The organism is Paenibacillus sp. JT22N7 (genome assembly GCF_059383875.1).
Genome location: NZ_JBXENY010000011.1, coordinates 236055 through 251425 on the forward strand (window position 1 = coordinate 236055; position 15371 = coordinate 251425).

Below are 15371 nucleotides of genomic sequence, written 5' to 3' on the forward strand. Positions count from 1 at the left end.
TATCAGTGGAGGTTCGGAACTTTTTTATTTAGTCATTTTTAATGAGCAGGCTCATATAGCCTAGCGTATGATAGCCTTGCTTTTTAAAATCATCGAGGATGTTTTTAAGAAACAGCGCGGTATGTTCATAGTTTTTAGTATAAGATTGAATGAGCTTTACGGTCAGTTCCTCGGTTAATTGCTGATGGTGCGCAGCTATGCCGATAAGATGCAGCTTGATCATGGCAAATTCGGCCACGAGCATTTGATAGCTGTCAAAAACGGGGATGTTCACATGCATTTCCGCAAGCATCCGGCTATATAAATGATTCAAAATGAAATTCTCTAAAACGTGCGCATGCTGATCCATAAATGGCTTGTAATAATGCTCGTAAGAGTAATCGTAGGTACCCGCAATTGCTTCCAATGAACTTCCATTTCGCGTCATTCCTTGTTTATAATCATGGATACACTCTCGGTAGCGGGCATTCCATATCGTATCATCCAAAATATCCATCAAATAATTATTCAAATATTGCAGTTGAAAAATAGGATCTAGCGGATACACATTATAACTGCGCAGCTCATCGTTGTGGGCAACCTCTTCCCTGAACTGAACGCATAAATGTGGCAGCTCCTTATATTTTTTCTCATCCATCAGCAAGTTGACATTATCGCAGAACACACCAAGCAGAATAAGGCGATGGGGCAGGCTGAATTCCCGATATTTCATAATCTCCATCATCATCTCGCGTATTTCAGGAAAGTAGAACTCCGGGCGATTCGGATCCAGAGTAGCGGCTGCTTTATGTTTATAGGTAACGGAGCCAATGTGAGCTAAATCGACGTTTACTAATTCCATCGCTTGCTCATCAAGCAATACTAATCGGGCCACCTCCGGGCAAGAAAGCTGGGCCGTCATTTCCAAGGCATTGCCTGCCTGATTAATGACACGGGGGTAGGTTCGGCATGTTTGGGACAGGTATGATTCGCCGAGTTCTAATTGAATCGAGCACATTCCATGATCAAGCATGGCACAATCGCCTGTATTCGGGTTCAACTGCATTTCAGCATAATCTTGAACGCTGCCCTGCGGTTTAATGGATAAGTTTTGCTTCAATTTGCGCCTTAAGCTAGTATTGGTTACTGATTGGTATTTCGTGTAGGTATGTTTATCAATACTGATCCCCCACCAAGCGCAGCAAGTATCTTCACAGGCGGAACCAATGCAAGCAAACTGCTTCATGTATTTTGGGACTTTATGTTGTGGAGATGTCATGTGAACCTTGAAACCTCACTTTCTTATTTGTTTTAAACATTATATATTTCAAAAATAGTGTATTAAGAAGAATAAATTCATGTCAAGCTGTATTTAAGTTAAAAGTTACAACGCAAAAATCCCGAACACTCCATAATGGGGATGCTCGGGATTTTTTATAGCTTGCTGGCTCAACTATTTAATTAGAAGAACCGAGCTCCGCCACAACATCATCCATTTTCATGCTGCTTGCTAGAGGGCCGGAGCTGATCCAATGTCTTGCATTTACGAAAATGACATGGCCCGCTTTAACGGCCGATACCGATTTCCACACGGCGGATTGCTCAATCGCGCTGAAGCTTTCCTTCGCCTGTTTAATTTCCTCGTCCGTGCTGCCGGCTCCACCGAGCGTAACGAATAAATAGTCAGCCTGCAATTCGGGCAGCATCTCCAGCGAAATCGTCGCATTTTGAAAATTAGGCTGCTCCTGATGCCACTTCTCAACGGTTGGATCCAGCTTTATTCCAAGCTCGTTATATAGAACGCCGGGATAGGTTGGCCATTCGATTTGCGTTTTTTCATCGATATAATTAGGGAAATAGACTCGGGAATCTTTGGCGGTCATGCGGATGAAAGCTGCACTTTTGCCTTCCGATAGAATAGGGTTCAGAGCTGTTCTCGCATCCGCAGCCTGCTTATCATAAGCGCTGATGACCGATTGTGCTTGATCCTCCATACCCAACGCTTGTCCAATAGCTGCAAGCGAATTTCTCCAATCCTCACGATCGTATACGATGGTTGGCGCGATTTTGGAAAGATTATCATAACCTTCTTGCATAATCGCGGTGCTCGCAATAATCAAATCCGGCTGAGCTGCAACGATCGCTTCGAGATTCAGGTTATCGCCCCAAATTTCCAAAGTGGCACCTTGCTCTTTAAGTTTGTCGTTTAAATAATAGCCTTCGCCAATCGACATTCCGAATACCATCGGTACATTTAAAGCGAGCAGCATATCCTCCAAATTAATGGAAGCAATCCGCTCAGGGCCCGCTGGAAGCTCAGTTGTGCCGAAGGGATGTGTAACCTTGAGCGGCTGTTGATCGGAAGAAGTCTCCGGTGAAGAAGCGGAAGGTGAAGCGGTCGAGACAGGGTTAGAAGCCGAACTAGACGGCTGCCCGCTTCCTGAGTTGTTCCCACACGCTGACAACAGCACAATAGCGGCAGCAAGAGCAATATACAGGAAGGAATGACGGTGCAAATACATGATGAAACCTCCGTTTTGACAATAATGGTCAGGCTTATAATGATCAAAACGTATTATACGCTCCCGCCGCTTTGCAAAACATGGACATTCGTGTTTAGTTCGTTCTAAATAATTCTTCTACCTGTTCTACCATGAGATTGTGGGCAAAAGGGGAGTAGTCCAGCCAGGGGCATTCCTGTATTCGCCGCACATTTCCCGCTTTTACAGCTTTAAGCTTTGTCCATACGCTGCTATGCTGAAGCTGCCGCCACATTTGCTGAGAGGCTTGGTCAGAATCAATAATAAGCAGCAGACGATCTCCCGTAAAAATAGGCATCTCCTGCTCCTTAATCTCACGCAAAATCGATATGTTTTCTAAGTCATAAGGGCAGTTTAATTTCAAATCCTCATATAAGACAGCCCCTCCGTTACGTCGTCCATATACAACGATATGTCCCTGCATGAGATGAACAATTGAAATCGTATCCCCTTGAAAAAGCTTCCTGACCCGCTCCCCGGCATAAGCCGCCTTCTGATCATAATTCGCGAGCCAGCATGCAGCGTCCTCTCCTTTGCCAAGCAGGGCTGCAATTTGCCTAAACTGCTGCCGCCAGTCTAGCTCAAGCCAAGGAATGACGACGGTGCGGGCGATTTTGCCGATGGAGCCTATAATCTGTTCATTCACCATATCGTCGCATAAAATGAGCTCGGGCCTAGCCTGCTGAAGCGCACTGCGATTGTAGTCAACTAAATCCGGCTCCATTCGTTTGGATCGTCGAAGCGGATAGGGAATATGCTGAAAAAAAGCATGGCGGTGCACGTCCCTTTGCGGATCGACCTGTGCGGCACACGGAATAATGCCTAAAGCGAGCAAATGTCCGGCATAGGGAAATGAAAAGGAAGCAATTCGTGTATTCGTCCACGCTGCATATTGTTTTGGCGTTATGCCTGCCGCTTTCTTAAACTTACGGCTGAAATAAAATTCATCCTCAAAGCCGACCTTTTCGGCAATTTCCTTAATCCGCAAATTAGAATGCAGCAGCTGCTCCTTCGCTTTGTTGATCCGGATGCTGTTCAAATAATCAATGGGGCTTTGCCCGATCCAATGCTTGAATTGATGGGAGTAATGCCATAGGCTCATGCCTGCGATGGAGGACAGCTTCTGCCGGGTCATGACTTCCGCATATTTTTCATTCATATAATGGATGGTTCGGTCGATCATGGCTTTCGCTTCCGAAGGCCAGTTTTCGTTTTCGCTCAAAGCAGCGGCCTGCTGCTCGAACTCTGCTTCAGTGGTCTGTTTCTTCCAATAACTGTAACCGCCGTCCGCTTGCAGGACGGAAGCTGGTTTTCTCATTTTCGCGTCCTCCTTTTTAAAGAAGCTTCTTCATTTATATTTTTCAACAGCTTAGCGCTAGCGTTCACTTTTCTGCTTGCTAATCATTTAATGAGAATTGTTATCAATTGTAGTTTATACGAAATCAATAGTCTGTACAACCTCTTTTCCCTTTTTACATCAGCATAGCTTGTCCCATTAGATTTAAATAATTGCTGGACATATATTAATTGTTTGGTAAGCTTGTTATAAGGCCTCTGACGCAGAGGCCTTATATTATTTTAGGAGGAGAACAGCATGGAAAAAGCGGTTTATTGTTTATGCAAAATCAGTAATGTACGCATAGGGAGTGAGGTCTACTATGAACCATAGTATCGGTTTGTCCTATGCCCAAGAACAGCTTGTGTCGCAGCTTGCCGTGTTAGGTGTCGAGAGGAAACGCTTCCTCGACGCCTATTTTGTTATGCCGGGGAAAGAGCGTATGGAGATGGAACAATTTCTATTCTTGTATACGGAGGCCGTGCAAGAGCTTCTCTCGGAAACGGACGTGCTAATGGAAGAAAAACTTCAATCCATGGTGCTTATTGGCAGCCATATTACGATTGAATATCCTGATTATGAAGCGTTGGATTCCTTTACCATCGTGCTGCCTGAGCAGGCCAATCCAGACGAAAACCTCATTTCCTTTCTGTCGCCTGTTGGCAGGCAATTGCTTTTGGCACGTCTAGGCGAGTCTATCACTGTAGCGACACCATCGGGCCCCATGCGTGTCATTCTCGCTTCAATTAAGTTCACTGCTAACCAATTATCCAGGGAAGGAGGAGCTGTAAGTGGATCTTAGAGAATCCGAATTGCCCGGTATTGGCCGAAAATACAGCCTGCGAACCCGCAGCGGGGAGCAGCTGGTTATCGTCGTTCATAATGATGAACGAAGGGATATTTTTCATATGGACACAGATGAGCCTGATGAGATGCGGTCAATGGTCACACTTGATGACGAGGAAGCCAGAGTTGTATCGGCTATCATTGCAGGCATCACCTATAAGCCTAAATTTCTGGAAAATCAGGAAATAGCGCTAGATAGCTTAGTTATCGAATGGATTCGGCTGGAGCCTTTATCTAAATGCGTTGGCAAACGGATTGGGGAGCTGGATATCCGCAAAACGACGGGTGCGACCATTTTGGCCATAGTAGAGAAGGATAAGACGAAGCATATTAATCCTGGAGCGGAATACGCGTTTACGTCAGGCGTAACATTAGTCGTGGCAGGTGAACGCATTCAACTGAACCAATTAAAAAAACTTTTGCTGAATGGGGCACTTTAGCCCATGGAGACGCTCATATTTGAAGTCGGGATGGCACTGGCGCTCATTACGCTGACAGGCTTGCTTTCAGCGAAGCTTCGCTTCTCGGTTATTCCTTTTTATATTTTGATCGGGATGGCTGTGGGACCGCATGCGCCGCATTTTTGGATTATTGATTTGCGGTTTATTGAGAGCTCCTCCTTTATCGAATTTATGGGACGTTTAGGCATTTTATTTTTGCTGTTTTATTTAGGGCTGGAGTTTTCGGTAGCGCGGCTGTTGAAATCAGGTAAAGCGATAATCGTAGGCGGCTCCTTCTATGTCGCACTGAATTTTCTATCAGGGCTGCTGCTTGGCTGGATTACGGACTTGCCCATCAAAGAAACGCTAGTCGTTTGCGGCATTATGACCAGTTCCTCCACTGCTATTGTGGCAAAGGTGCTGGTCGACTTAAAGAGAACCGCCAACCCGGAAACAGAAATCATTATGGGTATGATCATGTTTGACGATTTGTTTATTGCGGTACACATATCGATTTTGACGGGGCTCATCTTGAGCGGCGCATCTTCCTTTTGGAGCGTTTTGCTAATCTCTTTGACTGCGCTTGCCTTTATCGTTGTATTTTTATTTGTGGGCAGGAAAATTATTAAATATATTGATTTTGCGCTTAATATTAAATCGTCAGAGCTGTTTCTGCTGATGATTATGACGCTGCTGTTTCTTGTTGCCGGCTTCTCGGAAACGCTTCATGTAGCAGAAGCAATCGGAGCGCTGATGATCGGGCTTGTACTTGGCGAATCCAGGCATGTGAAGCGGATCGAGCAGCAGGTGTTACCCTTCCGCGATTTTTTCGGGGCGCTGTTTTTCTTTAGCTTCGGTCTAACCATTGAGCCCGCCTCTTTGGGCGGCGCGGTAGGGATGACGCTGATCGCGGTACTGTTGACGCTGGTTGGCAATTTGGGAGCAGGCATGCTGGCGGGCCGTATTTCAGGCATTTCGCCAAAGGCATCGCTTAATGTAGGCTTTACGCTCGTTTCCCGAGGCGAGTTCTCCATCATTATGGCGAACATCGGCAAAGCGGGCGGTTTAATGGCCTCCATTCAATCCTTTGCGGTGCTGTACGTCTTAATTCTTGCTGTGCTCGGCCCTTTGCTTACGAAGGAGTCCAAGTGGATCTATCAAAGCTATGAGCAGTTGCGGAAGAGACTGAGGCGCTCAAGAGGATAACGGACGGTGTGCGAAAAAAAGAACAGGAGCTACTCAGAAAGCAGTATTGCTGCTAAATGAGTGGCTCCTGTTCTTATATTTCATCCTCGAAACGATAGCTTAGCCGCCAGAGGACGGCGACAGCCGTTTACGCTTAGCTGACGGATTTCTTCTGCAATAACCGTTGCAGCTCTTCCTCTACTCTTGCGCTTTGCTGCGCATTTTGCTCTGCATTTCCCGTTGGGGCACTATCCAGGCCATATGAAGCTTTGGACAATTCCTGCTGAGCTTCCCGTTCCATCAGCTTCTGTTCAATACGGTCAAAACCTCTGGAAGCGAAGCTTCCATGCAAGGAATCCGCTGATGAATAGCCAGCGGCTCCATCTGTTTTTTTCATGCGCAGCACGAGCTCCTTGCGTTTTTCATGCAGCCGAATTTTCTCTTCCTTCAGCGACTCCAGACGAAGACCGAGCTCAAACGCGCTCTGCTTGGCCAACTGAAGCAGCTTTGTAGTTTCTTCTTTCTGATCGGCATAAGCCAGTTTTGCTTCAAGTGCAGCACGGGCTTCTTCCTCGCGTTCACCTGCGACCGCTTGCTCTGCTTTGCTTTCATAGTAGTCGGCTTGTTGCTGCAGCTCCGAAAGCTTTGCCAGAAAAGCACGCTCTTGCGCCTGCTGATGCAAGCTCTCTCGTTCAGTATTTGCAATGTCCTCGTCCAGATCCCTCAAATACTGGTTAAGCATCGTCACCGGGTTTTCCATTTTATCTAACATTTCATTGGCCGCTGCCTTCGTCATACTAAATACACGTTGTAAAATTCCCATTCTATCATCTCTCCTCAAAATTAATTTTTAGTAGTTATCAGAAAATCCGAAATTGCCATGTGGAGCCTTTGGAACAACCAACGTCGCAATGAAGTAGGCAAGAATGACTGCACCGCAGCTGAAAAGGGAGGCAAAAACAACAAGCAATCTTATAATAGTAGGATCAATGCCGAGCCAGTGTCCAATTCCTCCGCAGAGACCGGTTAGCTTGCTATCCGTCGTTGATCGAAATAATTTTTTCATAACGTTCATCCTTTCCCGTGTTCGTCTATGTCCTTATTGTAATGCGCTCCGCGAGATTGCGTAACGGACCGCAGTCCGTTCAGCATACTAGCCTTTAGGCGGGCATCAACGCGACAAATGGCGGGGGAAACATAGATTGCTTTTCTCAGTGAGCTTGTCAAACTAGTCCGCATAAATGTCCAAGTTCCCTCATACACATGAATCAGATGGCAAAACATTGTGAAGAGGGGTTGATTTTAATGCGTCGCATGACATGGGCCGCGGCAATGATATTATGTTTTTCACTCGTATTGGCTGCCTGCGGGACGAAGGATGCCGAGTCCGTGGTGAAGGATCTGGACAAGGTAGTAAATGGGCTTGAGAGCTATCAAGGAAGCGGGACAATGACACTTCATACGGGCCAACAGCCGCTTACCTACAAGGTTGAAGTATCCTACCAGAAGCCGCAATATTACCGCATCAAGCTGACTAATGAAGAAAAAGACATTACTCAAATTGTACTGCGCAATGACGATGGCGTTTTCGTCCTGACGCCACGCCTCAATAAAGTGTTCCGTTTCCAAAGCGATTGGCCGCAAAATCAAGGTCAGGTTTATTTGTACCAGACGCTCGTGCAGAGCATTTTGCTGGATAACTCGCGCCAATTTGCTTCTGAAGAAAGTGCCTACGTCTTCGACGTTATGGCAAATTACAATAATGGATCTTTGGCGCGGCAAAAGATTTGGCTCGACAAGTCAAGCTATAAGCCAGTCCATGTTGAGGTCAGCGATGCCAATGCTGCGCTAATGGTCGAGGTGCAGTTCAATACATTCGAATTTGGCTCCAAATTTGATAAGAGTGTATTTGAAACAGAGGCTAATATGAAGTCGACCCCATCGAGCAGCGGCACAGGCGAGCAAGCAACTTCGGCAATTCCGGAGGATAATGTCAATAACAATGGCACGGACAATAATCAGGCATCTGGCTCAGACAATAATGCAGGCGGGCAGAACGAAGTGGACAGCAGTACAGGCATCTCTGGCAATGCCAATACAGATGGCAATTCGGAGCAAAACAATGGCACTGATCAAAATGCGAGTACAGATCAAAATACAGACGGCAGCTCGAATGCAAATGAGGAAGCCAATGAGACAAGCGCGCTGCCGGATGATGGCGTGTTCCTGACAATGGCTCCGACGTATTTGCCGGATGGTGTCGTTTGGAAAGACAGCAGTGATGTGGAGTTCGCTGGAAATCCTGGCCAACTGACTCGTTACACAGGCGTTTACGACTTCTCGCTCATTCAGACTCAGCCTCACGATCAAGCAGCCTCGCTTGTCCCAGGCACCTTGGTGGATCTTGGCTTTACGTGGGGAGAGCTCACCTCGGGAACCGAGCAGCAAACGCTCAGCTGGACTTATGAAGGCGATCAGTTCAGGCTGACAAGCGCCACGCTGCCAGAAACCGAAATGATCAAAATTGCCCAATCCGTGCAATCGGGCGTCGATAAATAGGAAGAACCCTGAATTTCCAAGACGTGCTAATCAAATCCGGCAGTCATTTCATTGACAGTCCTGACGGCAACGTATAACATTAATACTATTGATGTTTACTGGCCTTCATGTATGGGGCTGCCGGATGAGGAGAAGGTGAACGACTTGGAGGGGTATTATCGCCCAACACGGGTAGAAATTTCTTTGGATGCGCTGCGCCGCAATTTGAGCGTGTTTCGAGCGCATATGGGCGAGGACGTACGCCTGATGGCTTCTGTGAAAGCCAATGCTTATGGCCATGGAGCGGTGGAAATCGCACGGGAAGCTGCGAGCTGCGGAGTAGATTATTTAGGGGTCGCTTTTCTGGATGAGGCATTGGAGCTGAGACGGGCAGGCATTTCCATCCCTATATTGGTGCTTGGCTATGTTGCTGCAGATGCGCTGTGGCTTGCAAGAAAACATGATATAACGATAGCCTTGTTTCGCGAGGATGTATTAGAGGCAGCGTCCAAGCTGCCAGCTCCGGATGAGGATCATTTTAATAATAAGTTAAAGGTTCATATTAAAGTAGATTCCGGCATGGGACGGCTTGGGCTCATTGGAGCGGATGCGGCTATCCCTTTTATTGAAAAGGCGCTTTCCGTTCCCCAGCTCGAGGTCGAAGGGTTATTTACCCACTACTCCCGTGCGGATGAGCATGACAAAAGCTATACGATTTTGCAGCATGAGCGTTTTCAGGAAGTCGTTCGTTATGTGTTGCAGCAGAAGCTGCCGATTCCGATCATTCATGCGGCTAACAGCGCTGCAGGCATGGATACGCCGGAGCTTGCGGGCAATATGCTGCGGCTTGGCATTAGTATGTATGGCCTTTACCCTTCGGATGAGGTGCGCCATGATGAGCTGCAGTTGGAGCCGGTATTGTCGCTTAAGACAGAGATCGTCATGGTGAAAAATGCACCTTCTGGCTGGGGCATCAGCTACGGCGCTCGTTATGTGACGCAGGGCGAGGAGCGGATTGGAACGCTCCCGATTGGCTATGCCGATGGCTTTAGCCGGATGCTGACAGGCAAAGCGCAAGCGCTTGTTCGTGGCGTAAAGGTTCCTGTCCGCGGGACGATCTGTATGGATCAGTGCATGATTGCGCTTGATGCGGCGGCGACGGAAGCTGGAGAACCCGTTGAGCAAGGCGAAGAGGTTGTACTCATTGGCGAGCAGGGCAATGCGCGGATTTCTGCAGAAGAGGTTGCGAAGCAGCTCGATACGATTAATTATGAGGTCACCTGCATGCTGGCCGCTCGTGTACCGCGTGTCTATTTTAAGGATGGAAAGGCGCTATCCGTCGTAAATCCTTTAATTTGACAGCATGAGCGTTCGGGAAAAATTTCAAATGCCATTTTTACGCAAAAAAAGAGGGATTTCACCATTTGTCTCGAATTAATGCTAGGTCGGGTTTAAAGACGCTAAAGTACGTCATGTTCGTACAGCATATTTGATATATCGCTGACATAGATATGTTGAAGTATAGAGGGGCCTTATTATTGCAATAATGTGTATTAAAGGTTGTGGAAAAGTTTTGGAGGTGCTTGTTCGGTGGCCAATGTGCAGAACACCAAGAGGATCATGATTAGCTTGCCGGATCATTTACTGGAGGAGGTTGACGGTATCGTAGCTAAGGAGAACTCTAACCGCAGTGAATTTATTAGGCAGGCTATGAAGCTGTACCTTGTGGAAAGAAAGAAACGGCAAATCCGCGAGTCCATGCAGCGTGGGTATCTGGAGATGGCGAAAATCAACTTGAACATGGCCTCGGAAGCTTTTCAAGCGGAGGTAGAGGCTGATCACACGCTCGGCCGTCTTGTAAGCGGGGTGTAGAGCTTGATCGTAAAACGTGGAGACGTGTTCTTTGCTGATCTGTCACCTGTCGTCGGATCGGAGCAGGGAGGAGTGCGGCCTGTTCTTGTCATTCAGAATGATATCGGCAACCGGTTTAGTCCGACCGTCATTGTGGCGGCCATTACCGCGCAGATTCAGAAGGCGAAGCTCCCTACACATGTAGAAATGAACGCGGCTGCACATGGCTTTGACCGGGATTCCGTCGTTCTGCTTGAGCAGATTCGAACGATCGACAAACAGCGGCTGACCGACAAAATTACGCATTTGGACGATGAAACGATGCGTAAGGTCGATGACGCGCTGCTGATTAGTGTGGGCTTGATTGATTTTTAAAATATAAGCATTTATAAGTTTCACACTTATAATGGGCTTATATTTCTCGGGATGAAACGCGCCGCGCCGCCAGAGGATGGCGACAGCCGTTTCTTCTTAACGGGCTAAATCCTGTGTAAATGCGCTTTTTTATAGCATCCGTTGATGCTGTAGGGGAGCGCATTTGTGCATGAACGGCGTTTGAAAATTTAATATAAAAAAAGATGGACAAGAAATGTTTCCTTTGCTATTATGTGGTTAATCAAGAAACACACCAATTACATATGAGCAATATTTAGCGAAGAACGCTAGTAGTTAAGCCTTTTACAGGCTGCTGCTGCGTTCTTTTTTTGTTGTCTGCTAATGGCTCGGAAGGGGGAAGGAATGAATAGAAAAAGGAATATTTGGATCAGTGTGCTGGCTGCGCTGTTGTCGGGTGCGCTTGTATACGGCCTGTTCCAGATTCAGCAGCTGCAATTGCAGCGTCAAGAAATGGTTGCTGTCGTCGTGCCCAAGCGTTTTATTATGGCTGGCGCAACTTTGATGGCAGAGGATCTCGCCTACCGGTATGTACCGAAAGCCGCTTACGACAATGGAATGCTGCTGGATGCTGCGACTGCTGCCGGAATGGAGACGATTGTACCGCTCGGCAAGCAGGAACCGATTCTCGGTTGGAAAATCGACCGCTTTCACCTGCTGCCGGGCAGCGGCGAATCGACCTTCCAAATTCCGCGCGATTATGTACGCTCCATCTCTAACGGCATTCGCGCCGGGGATAAGGTGGTGCTGTATTTATCCGGTGAAGGAGAAGGTACCGGGCGCCTGTTTGATCAGGCAATTACAGTAGCGTCAGTCAAATCCTCAGGCAATGTTGAAATCGATAATATGGACGATCCGAATCTGCTCTCCTTAGCGGATGGGGATAAGGAAAAGATGTATGCCTCCCGGCGTGAGGCCAATGGCATGATCGATTACATAAACCTCAATCTGACCGAGAGGCAGTGGCTTGCAATCGATGGCTATTGCAAGGATGGAAGCTATAAGCTTGTCGTTGCTTTCAGCCCCGAATCGCTAAATGTTGTGGATGAGATGAAGGAGGAGCAGCCTTGATGGAGCAGCGAATACCGCTCATTGCATTTGTGGGAACGACGCCTAATATTGGGACGACGACAGCGGCTTTTGCGGCGGCATACCGTATGGCCGAGGCCAGCGGCCTGCATGTCGGCTATTTATGCCTGCATCTTAAGAGCGCGAAGCTCCATCGCTACCTTGGCATCAAGGAGCCGCAAAGCACGCTCGACAAGCTGCGGCCTGAGCTGCAATCAGGCTCGCTGACACCGGGAAAATTGATTAGTGCTATGCATGTGGTTGAAGGAAGAGAGAATTTGCGAGTGCTGTTCGGCAATGTTGTGCGTGATCAGGCCGAATTTTTTACCCCTGAGGAGGCCGAGCATTTGATCCATATTGCGGGGCAAACCTTTGAGGTGCTTTTTATGGATGTCAGCGCTTATTGGGATAATGCAGCTACCGTGTGTGCATTGCGGCTGGCGAGTACGCGAATTGTAGTCACGACCGGTGCGCTTTCCCATTTTCAGGAGGATGGAAGACGCTGGATCACACAAATTTCTCCGTTATTCGGCCTGACGGCTGATCAATACAATACCGTTATTATAGAGCCCCCATGGGGCAGAGGAGGCTATCGAATGAAAGATATTTGCAAGGAAATGGGTACGGTGAAGCTAGGTGAAATGCAAATGACGAAGGATACATTTATCCATTTGGACAGCGGCAAGCTTGGTCAATGGCTGGGGGAAGATCAGGCGGGCAGGACAGCAATGAAAAAACCATCGCAGCAGTTAATGGAGCGATATGGCATTCGGACTATAGCTCCTGCTTTTAAGCTGCAGCCTTGGTATCGCAAGCTGCTCTCGCATCGCAATGAGGCCCGCTCTTGAAGGCGGGAGACAGCCGATTTTCTCCTTTTGATTATTCAGCCCAATTGAGAGTGGGGGCGACTGGAAGCAAGGAAGGAGAGGGCGGAGACGTGCACCTGCCAGATCCGTCACATGAAGCGGATTTTGACAAGCTCGCTGATGAGATGAAAGCTTTTTTGGCAGCGCCGCGTGGGCTGAATGATGAGGAGCGAAGGCAGTACAATGAGACGCTGAACCGTGCTGTACTTGGGTTTATGCCAGAGCGGGAACAGATTTATGCAGTTATTAATGATCGGTTGCGGCGACTACGCATTCATAATCAAGATGGTAATCATCATCCCTATCAAACGCTTGCTGAGGCCTTGTTCGCCGAGGTTATTGGGCTGAATGTGCTTGAACTCGTTTTGCAGCATAAAGATGGGCTGGAGGAGGTGCAGGTCGTAGGCACGCAAATTTATGAGGTTCGCAGTGGTGAGGCTGTTATGTCGAAGCATCAATTTGCAAGTGTTCGCGATGTTGAGCGTATTCAGAGCAACTTGGTGCTGTATAACAATGATCGGTTTACCCCGCGCAAGCGCTGGGCGGAGGTGATGCTGAGCGACGGCTCGCGCGTCACGATGACAGGATTCGGCTTCACCTCGAAGCCGACGCTGACAATTCGCTTTTTTACAGTTAAAAGCTTTGGCCTGCCTGTACTTAGCGAGCCGGAATACGCAACGATAAGTCATGCGATGCTTGCCATGCTGCAAGCTGTGCTGCATGCGAGATTCAATCTTATTATTATTGGGCCGACGAATTCCGGCAAAACCCATTTCATGAAGGCGCTAATTGCAAGCCTGCCTGATGAGGAGCGGATCATTACCATTGAAGGGCGCTTCGAAATGATGCTCGGAAGAGACTTTCCAGCAAAAAATATCGTCGAATATGAAGCCGACGAGGATGATCCTCAGCACCAGGCTAGCCGGGCGTTCAAATTGGCCCTTAGGCAATCTCCTCAGCGCATCGTGCATGCGGAGATTCGGGACAGCGATGCTAACATATATGTGAGAGCCTGCACTAGAGGGCATTCCGGCAGCATGACAACCGTGCATGCGAATGCGCTGGAGGATGTGCCAGAGACGATCACCGATATGTGCATGCTGGATGGGCGCGGCATGAACCCGGAACGACTGACGAAACGGATAGCCGAATATGTGGTGGAGATTGGAATTGAAATGCGCAACATCAGAGGGCGGCGCGTCGTATCGCGCCTTGCTGAAATAGGCTGGGCGGACAACGAGGTGAAAGTACGGGATTGGGCCGTTTATGATGAAGCGCTGGAGCAGTGGCAATATCCGCAGCGACCTTCGCAGCGAGCTATGAAGAAGCTGGCGAGGGGAGGTTTGTTTTTTGACTAGGCTGTATGTGCTTGGAGGCGGTGCACTGCTATTTTTGTTCCTGTTTATTATGGTTGCTGCTTTGCTTATCTTGTGGATGGAGAGGCATGAGCGGCTAGCTAGACTAGCCTATCGGCAGCGAGGGCGCTTCCGCCACCTTCTGGAGCAGCGACTGCAGCGGATGGACAAGCTCTATCGTCCGCTTGCCGATTTATTAGAGGCGCTCCAGATCAAGCTGCAGCCATTGGCATTTTTATGCTTGTCGGGCCTGCTGCTGCTGATTGGGCTGGCCGCTGGCGGATTGTTTTTTCAGACGATAAAAGGCACCCTGCTGTTCGGGGTTGTACTGGGCTGTTTGCCATATACGGTGCTGCGGGCGCTGCTCGTCCAGCGTCAAATGCAGACACAGGTCGAATTTTTACCTGCCATTGAGCTGTTTTATCAGTGTTATTTAGTGAACGGCGGGGTACAGGTGAGGGCAGCGCTGCAGCGAACGATTGATGAAAGAAGGCTGCTCGGCCCGATGAAAGCCGTTTTTGAGCAACTATATCGCAATTTGTCTGTCCGCGGTGATGATGAAGCGAGTTTGCGGATTTTTGCTGCATCGCTTGGGCATACGTGGGCGGATTACTTCGCTAATATTTTGCGCGTTGCGCTTGCTGAAGGCGTGCCGATGGCAGATGGCCTCAAAGATTTGCTGACGGATATGCGCAAAGCACGGCGAGCGAATGAGCAGGAGCGGAATCGGCTGCTGGAAATCCGCATTGCCAATTTTACGCCGATGTTGTTTTTGGCTTTATTTATTGGCATCAATATGCATTATAACGAGCAGAATGCCTACTATTATTATGTTCTGGACGCGAAGGGCAGAGATATGCTTTTAAATGCGCTGCTGCTCATTTTTGGCTCCTTTTTAATGGGACTATGGCTATCTCGAAAAAAAATGTAAGCTGCTGTGCATTACGTATGTGCAGGCAGGAAAGGAGGCAAGG

Annotated in this window: 16 protein-coding genes; 11 read left to right on the forward strand and 5 right to left on the reverse strand. The window is 48.2% G+C overall.

Annotation, left to right across the window (positions count from 1 at the left end; genetic code table 11):
- Window positions 1-28 precede the first annotated feature (28 nt).
- From fliB to AC50Y5_RS26820, 3 genes are all read right to left on the reverse strand, one after another.
- A complete protein-coding gene (fliB, locus tag AC50Y5_RS26810) occupies window positions 29-1258 on the reverse strand; it encodes a flagellin lysine-N-methylase (protein WP_494864256.1) in 1230 nt (409 codons plus the stop codon).
- 178 nt (window positions 1259-1436) lie between these two features.
- Window positions 1437-2501, reverse strand: coding sequence for an ABC transporter substrate-binding protein (locus AC50Y5_RS26815; protein WP_494864257.1), 1065 nt, complete (start codon window positions 2499-2501; stop codon window positions 1437-1439).
- 94 nt (window positions 2502-2595) lie between these two features.
- The gene (locus AC50Y5_RS26820; protein ID WP_056043911.1) at window positions 2596-3837 is read right to left on the reverse strand and encodes a helix-turn-helix domain-containing protein; all 1242 of its coding nucleotides are present in this window, start codon (window positions 3835-3837) and stop codon (window positions 2596-2598) included.
- A 340-nt stretch (window positions 3838-4177) separates the two neighbouring features.
- Here AC50Y5_RS26820 and AC50Y5_RS26825 point away from each other — a divergent pair, with 340 nt between their 5' ends.
- Genes AC50Y5_RS26825 through AC50Y5_RS26835 form a run of 3 tightly spaced genes read left to right on the forward strand, consistent with a single transcriptional unit; the run spans window position 4178 to window position 6347 of the window.
- A complete protein-coding gene (locus AC50Y5_RS26825; protein ID WP_056043913.1) occupies window positions 4178-4657 on the forward strand; it encodes a GreA/GreB family elongation factor in 480 nt (159 codons plus the stop codon).
- Window positions 4647-5141: a cation:proton antiporter regulatory subunit gene (locus tag AC50Y5_RS26830; RefSeq protein ID WP_056043916.1), complete on the forward strand. Its 495-nt coding sequence runs from the start codon at window positions 4647-4649 to the stop codon at window positions 5139-5141. The genes AC50Y5_RS26825 and AC50Y5_RS26830 overlap by 11 nt, the downstream gene beginning before the upstream one ends.
- Before the next feature lie 3 nt (window positions 5142-5144).
- Window positions 5145-6347, forward strand: a complete 1203-nt coding sequence (locus tag AC50Y5_RS26835) for a cation:proton antiporter (protein WP_494864258.1) — start codon at window positions 5145-5147, stop codon at window positions 6345-6347.
- Between the two features lie 133 nt (window positions 6348-6480).
- Here AC50Y5_RS26835 and AC50Y5_RS26840 read toward each other — a convergent pair whose 3' ends face one another.
- Complete coding sequence (locus AC50Y5_RS26840) at window positions 6481-7149, reverse strand: PspA/IM30 family protein (protein ID WP_494864260.1); 669 nt, start codon at window positions 7147-7149, stop codon at window positions 6481-6483.
- Between the two features lie 27 nt (window positions 7150-7176).
- Window positions 7177-7392: a PspC domain-containing protein gene (locus AC50Y5_RS26845; protein WP_494864262.1), complete on the reverse strand. Its 216-nt coding sequence runs from the start codon at window positions 7390-7392 to the stop codon at window positions 7177-7179.
- A 239-nt stretch (window positions 7393-7631) separates the two neighbouring features.
- Between AC50Y5_RS26845 and AC50Y5_RS26850 the strand changes: the two genes are divergently transcribed.
- The 8 genes from AC50Y5_RS26850 (at window position 7632) to AC50Y5_RS26885 (ending at window position 15328) form a co-directional block, all read left to right on the forward strand.
- Window positions 7632-8885 (forward strand): outer membrane lipoprotein-sorting protein, encoded by a 1254-nt coding sequence (locus AC50Y5_RS26850; protein ID WP_056043928.1) that lies wholly within the window; start codon window positions 7632-7634, stop codon window positions 8883-8885.
- Between the two features lie 144 nt (window positions 8886-9029).
- Entirely contained in the window at window positions 9030-10223 is a 1194-nt protein-coding gene (gene alr / locus AC50Y5_RS26855) for an alanine racemase (protein WP_494864311.1), read from the forward strand.
- Window positions 10224-10454: 231 nt separating this feature from the next.
- A complete protein-coding gene (locus AC50Y5_RS26860; protein WP_046233825.1) occupies window positions 10455-10736 on the forward strand; it encodes a CopG family ribbon-helix-helix protein in 282 nt (93 codons plus the stop codon).
- 3 nt (window positions 10737-10739) lie between these two features.
- A complete protein-coding gene (locus tag AC50Y5_RS26865) occupies window positions 10740-11090 on the forward strand; it encodes a type II toxin-antitoxin system PemK/MazF family toxin (RefSeq protein ID WP_046233824.1) in 351 nt (116 codons plus the stop codon).
- 363 nt (window positions 11091-11453) lie between these two features.
- Window positions 11454-12179, forward strand: coding sequence for a CpaB family protein (locus tag AC50Y5_RS26870; RefSeq protein WP_056043934.1), 726 nt, complete (start codon window positions 11454-11456; stop codon window positions 12177-12179).
- Complete coding sequence (locus AC50Y5_RS26875) at window positions 12179-13024, forward strand: CpaE/TadZ family protein (RefSeq protein ID WP_494864265.1); 846 nt, start codon at window positions 12179-12181, stop codon at window positions 13022-13024. The genes AC50Y5_RS26870 and AC50Y5_RS26875 overlap by 1 nt, the downstream gene beginning before the upstream one ends.
- Complete coding sequence (locus tag AC50Y5_RS26880) at window positions 13021-14400, forward strand: ATPase, T2SS/T4P/T4SS family (protein ID WP_494864267.1); 1380 nt, start codon at window positions 13021-13023, stop codon at window positions 14398-14400. Before AC50Y5_RS26875 ends, AC50Y5_RS26880 begins: the two co-directional genes overlap by 4 nt.
- Entirely contained in the window at window positions 14393-15328 is a 936-nt protein-coding gene (locus AC50Y5_RS26885) for a type II secretion system F family protein (protein ID WP_235533358.1), read from the forward strand. The genes AC50Y5_RS26880 and AC50Y5_RS26885 overlap by 8 nt, the downstream gene beginning before the upstream one ends.
- The last annotated feature ends 43 nt before the right edge of the window (window positions 15329-15371 follow it).

Coding starts and splice junctions, on each gene's coding strand:
- fliB (WP_494864256.1), bottom strand. CDS start 1,258: ATGACATCTCCACAACATAAAGTCCCAAAATACATGAAGCAGTTTGCT.
- AC50Y5_RS26840 (WP_494864260.1), bottom strand. CDS start 7,149: ATGGGAATTTTACAACGTGTATTTAGTATGACGAAGGCAGCGGCCAAT.
- AC50Y5_RS26875 (WP_494864265.1), top strand. CDS start 12,179: ATGGAGCAGCGAATACCGCTCATTGCATTTGTGGGAACGACGCCTAAT.
- AC50Y5_RS26815 (WP_494864257.1), bottom strand. CDS start 2,501: ATGTATTTGCACCGTCATTCCTTCCTGTATATTGCTCTTGCTGCCGCT.
- AC50Y5_RS26870 (WP_056043934.1), top strand. CDS start 11,454: ATGAATAGAAAAAGGAATATTTGGATCAGTGTGCTGGCTGCGCTGTTG.
- AC50Y5_RS26820 (WP_056043911.1), bottom strand. CDS start 3,837: ATGAGAAAACCAGCTTCCGTCCTGCAAGCGGACGGCGGTTACAGTTAT.
- AC50Y5_RS26835 (WP_494864258.1), top strand. CDS start 5,145: ATGGAGACGCTCATATTTGAAGTCGGGATGGCACTGGCGCTCATTACG.
- AC50Y5_RS26850 (WP_056043928.1), top strand. CDS start 7,632: ATGCGTCGCATGACATGGGCCGCGGCAATGATATTATGTTTTTCACTC.
- AC50Y5_RS26845 (WP_494864262.1), bottom strand. CDS start 7,392: ATGAAAAAATTATTTCGATCAACGACGGATAGCAAGCTAACCGGTCTC.
- AC50Y5_RS26825 (WP_056043913.1), top strand. CDS start 4,178: ATGAACCATAGTATCGGTTTGTCCTATGCCCAAGAACAGCTTGTGTCG.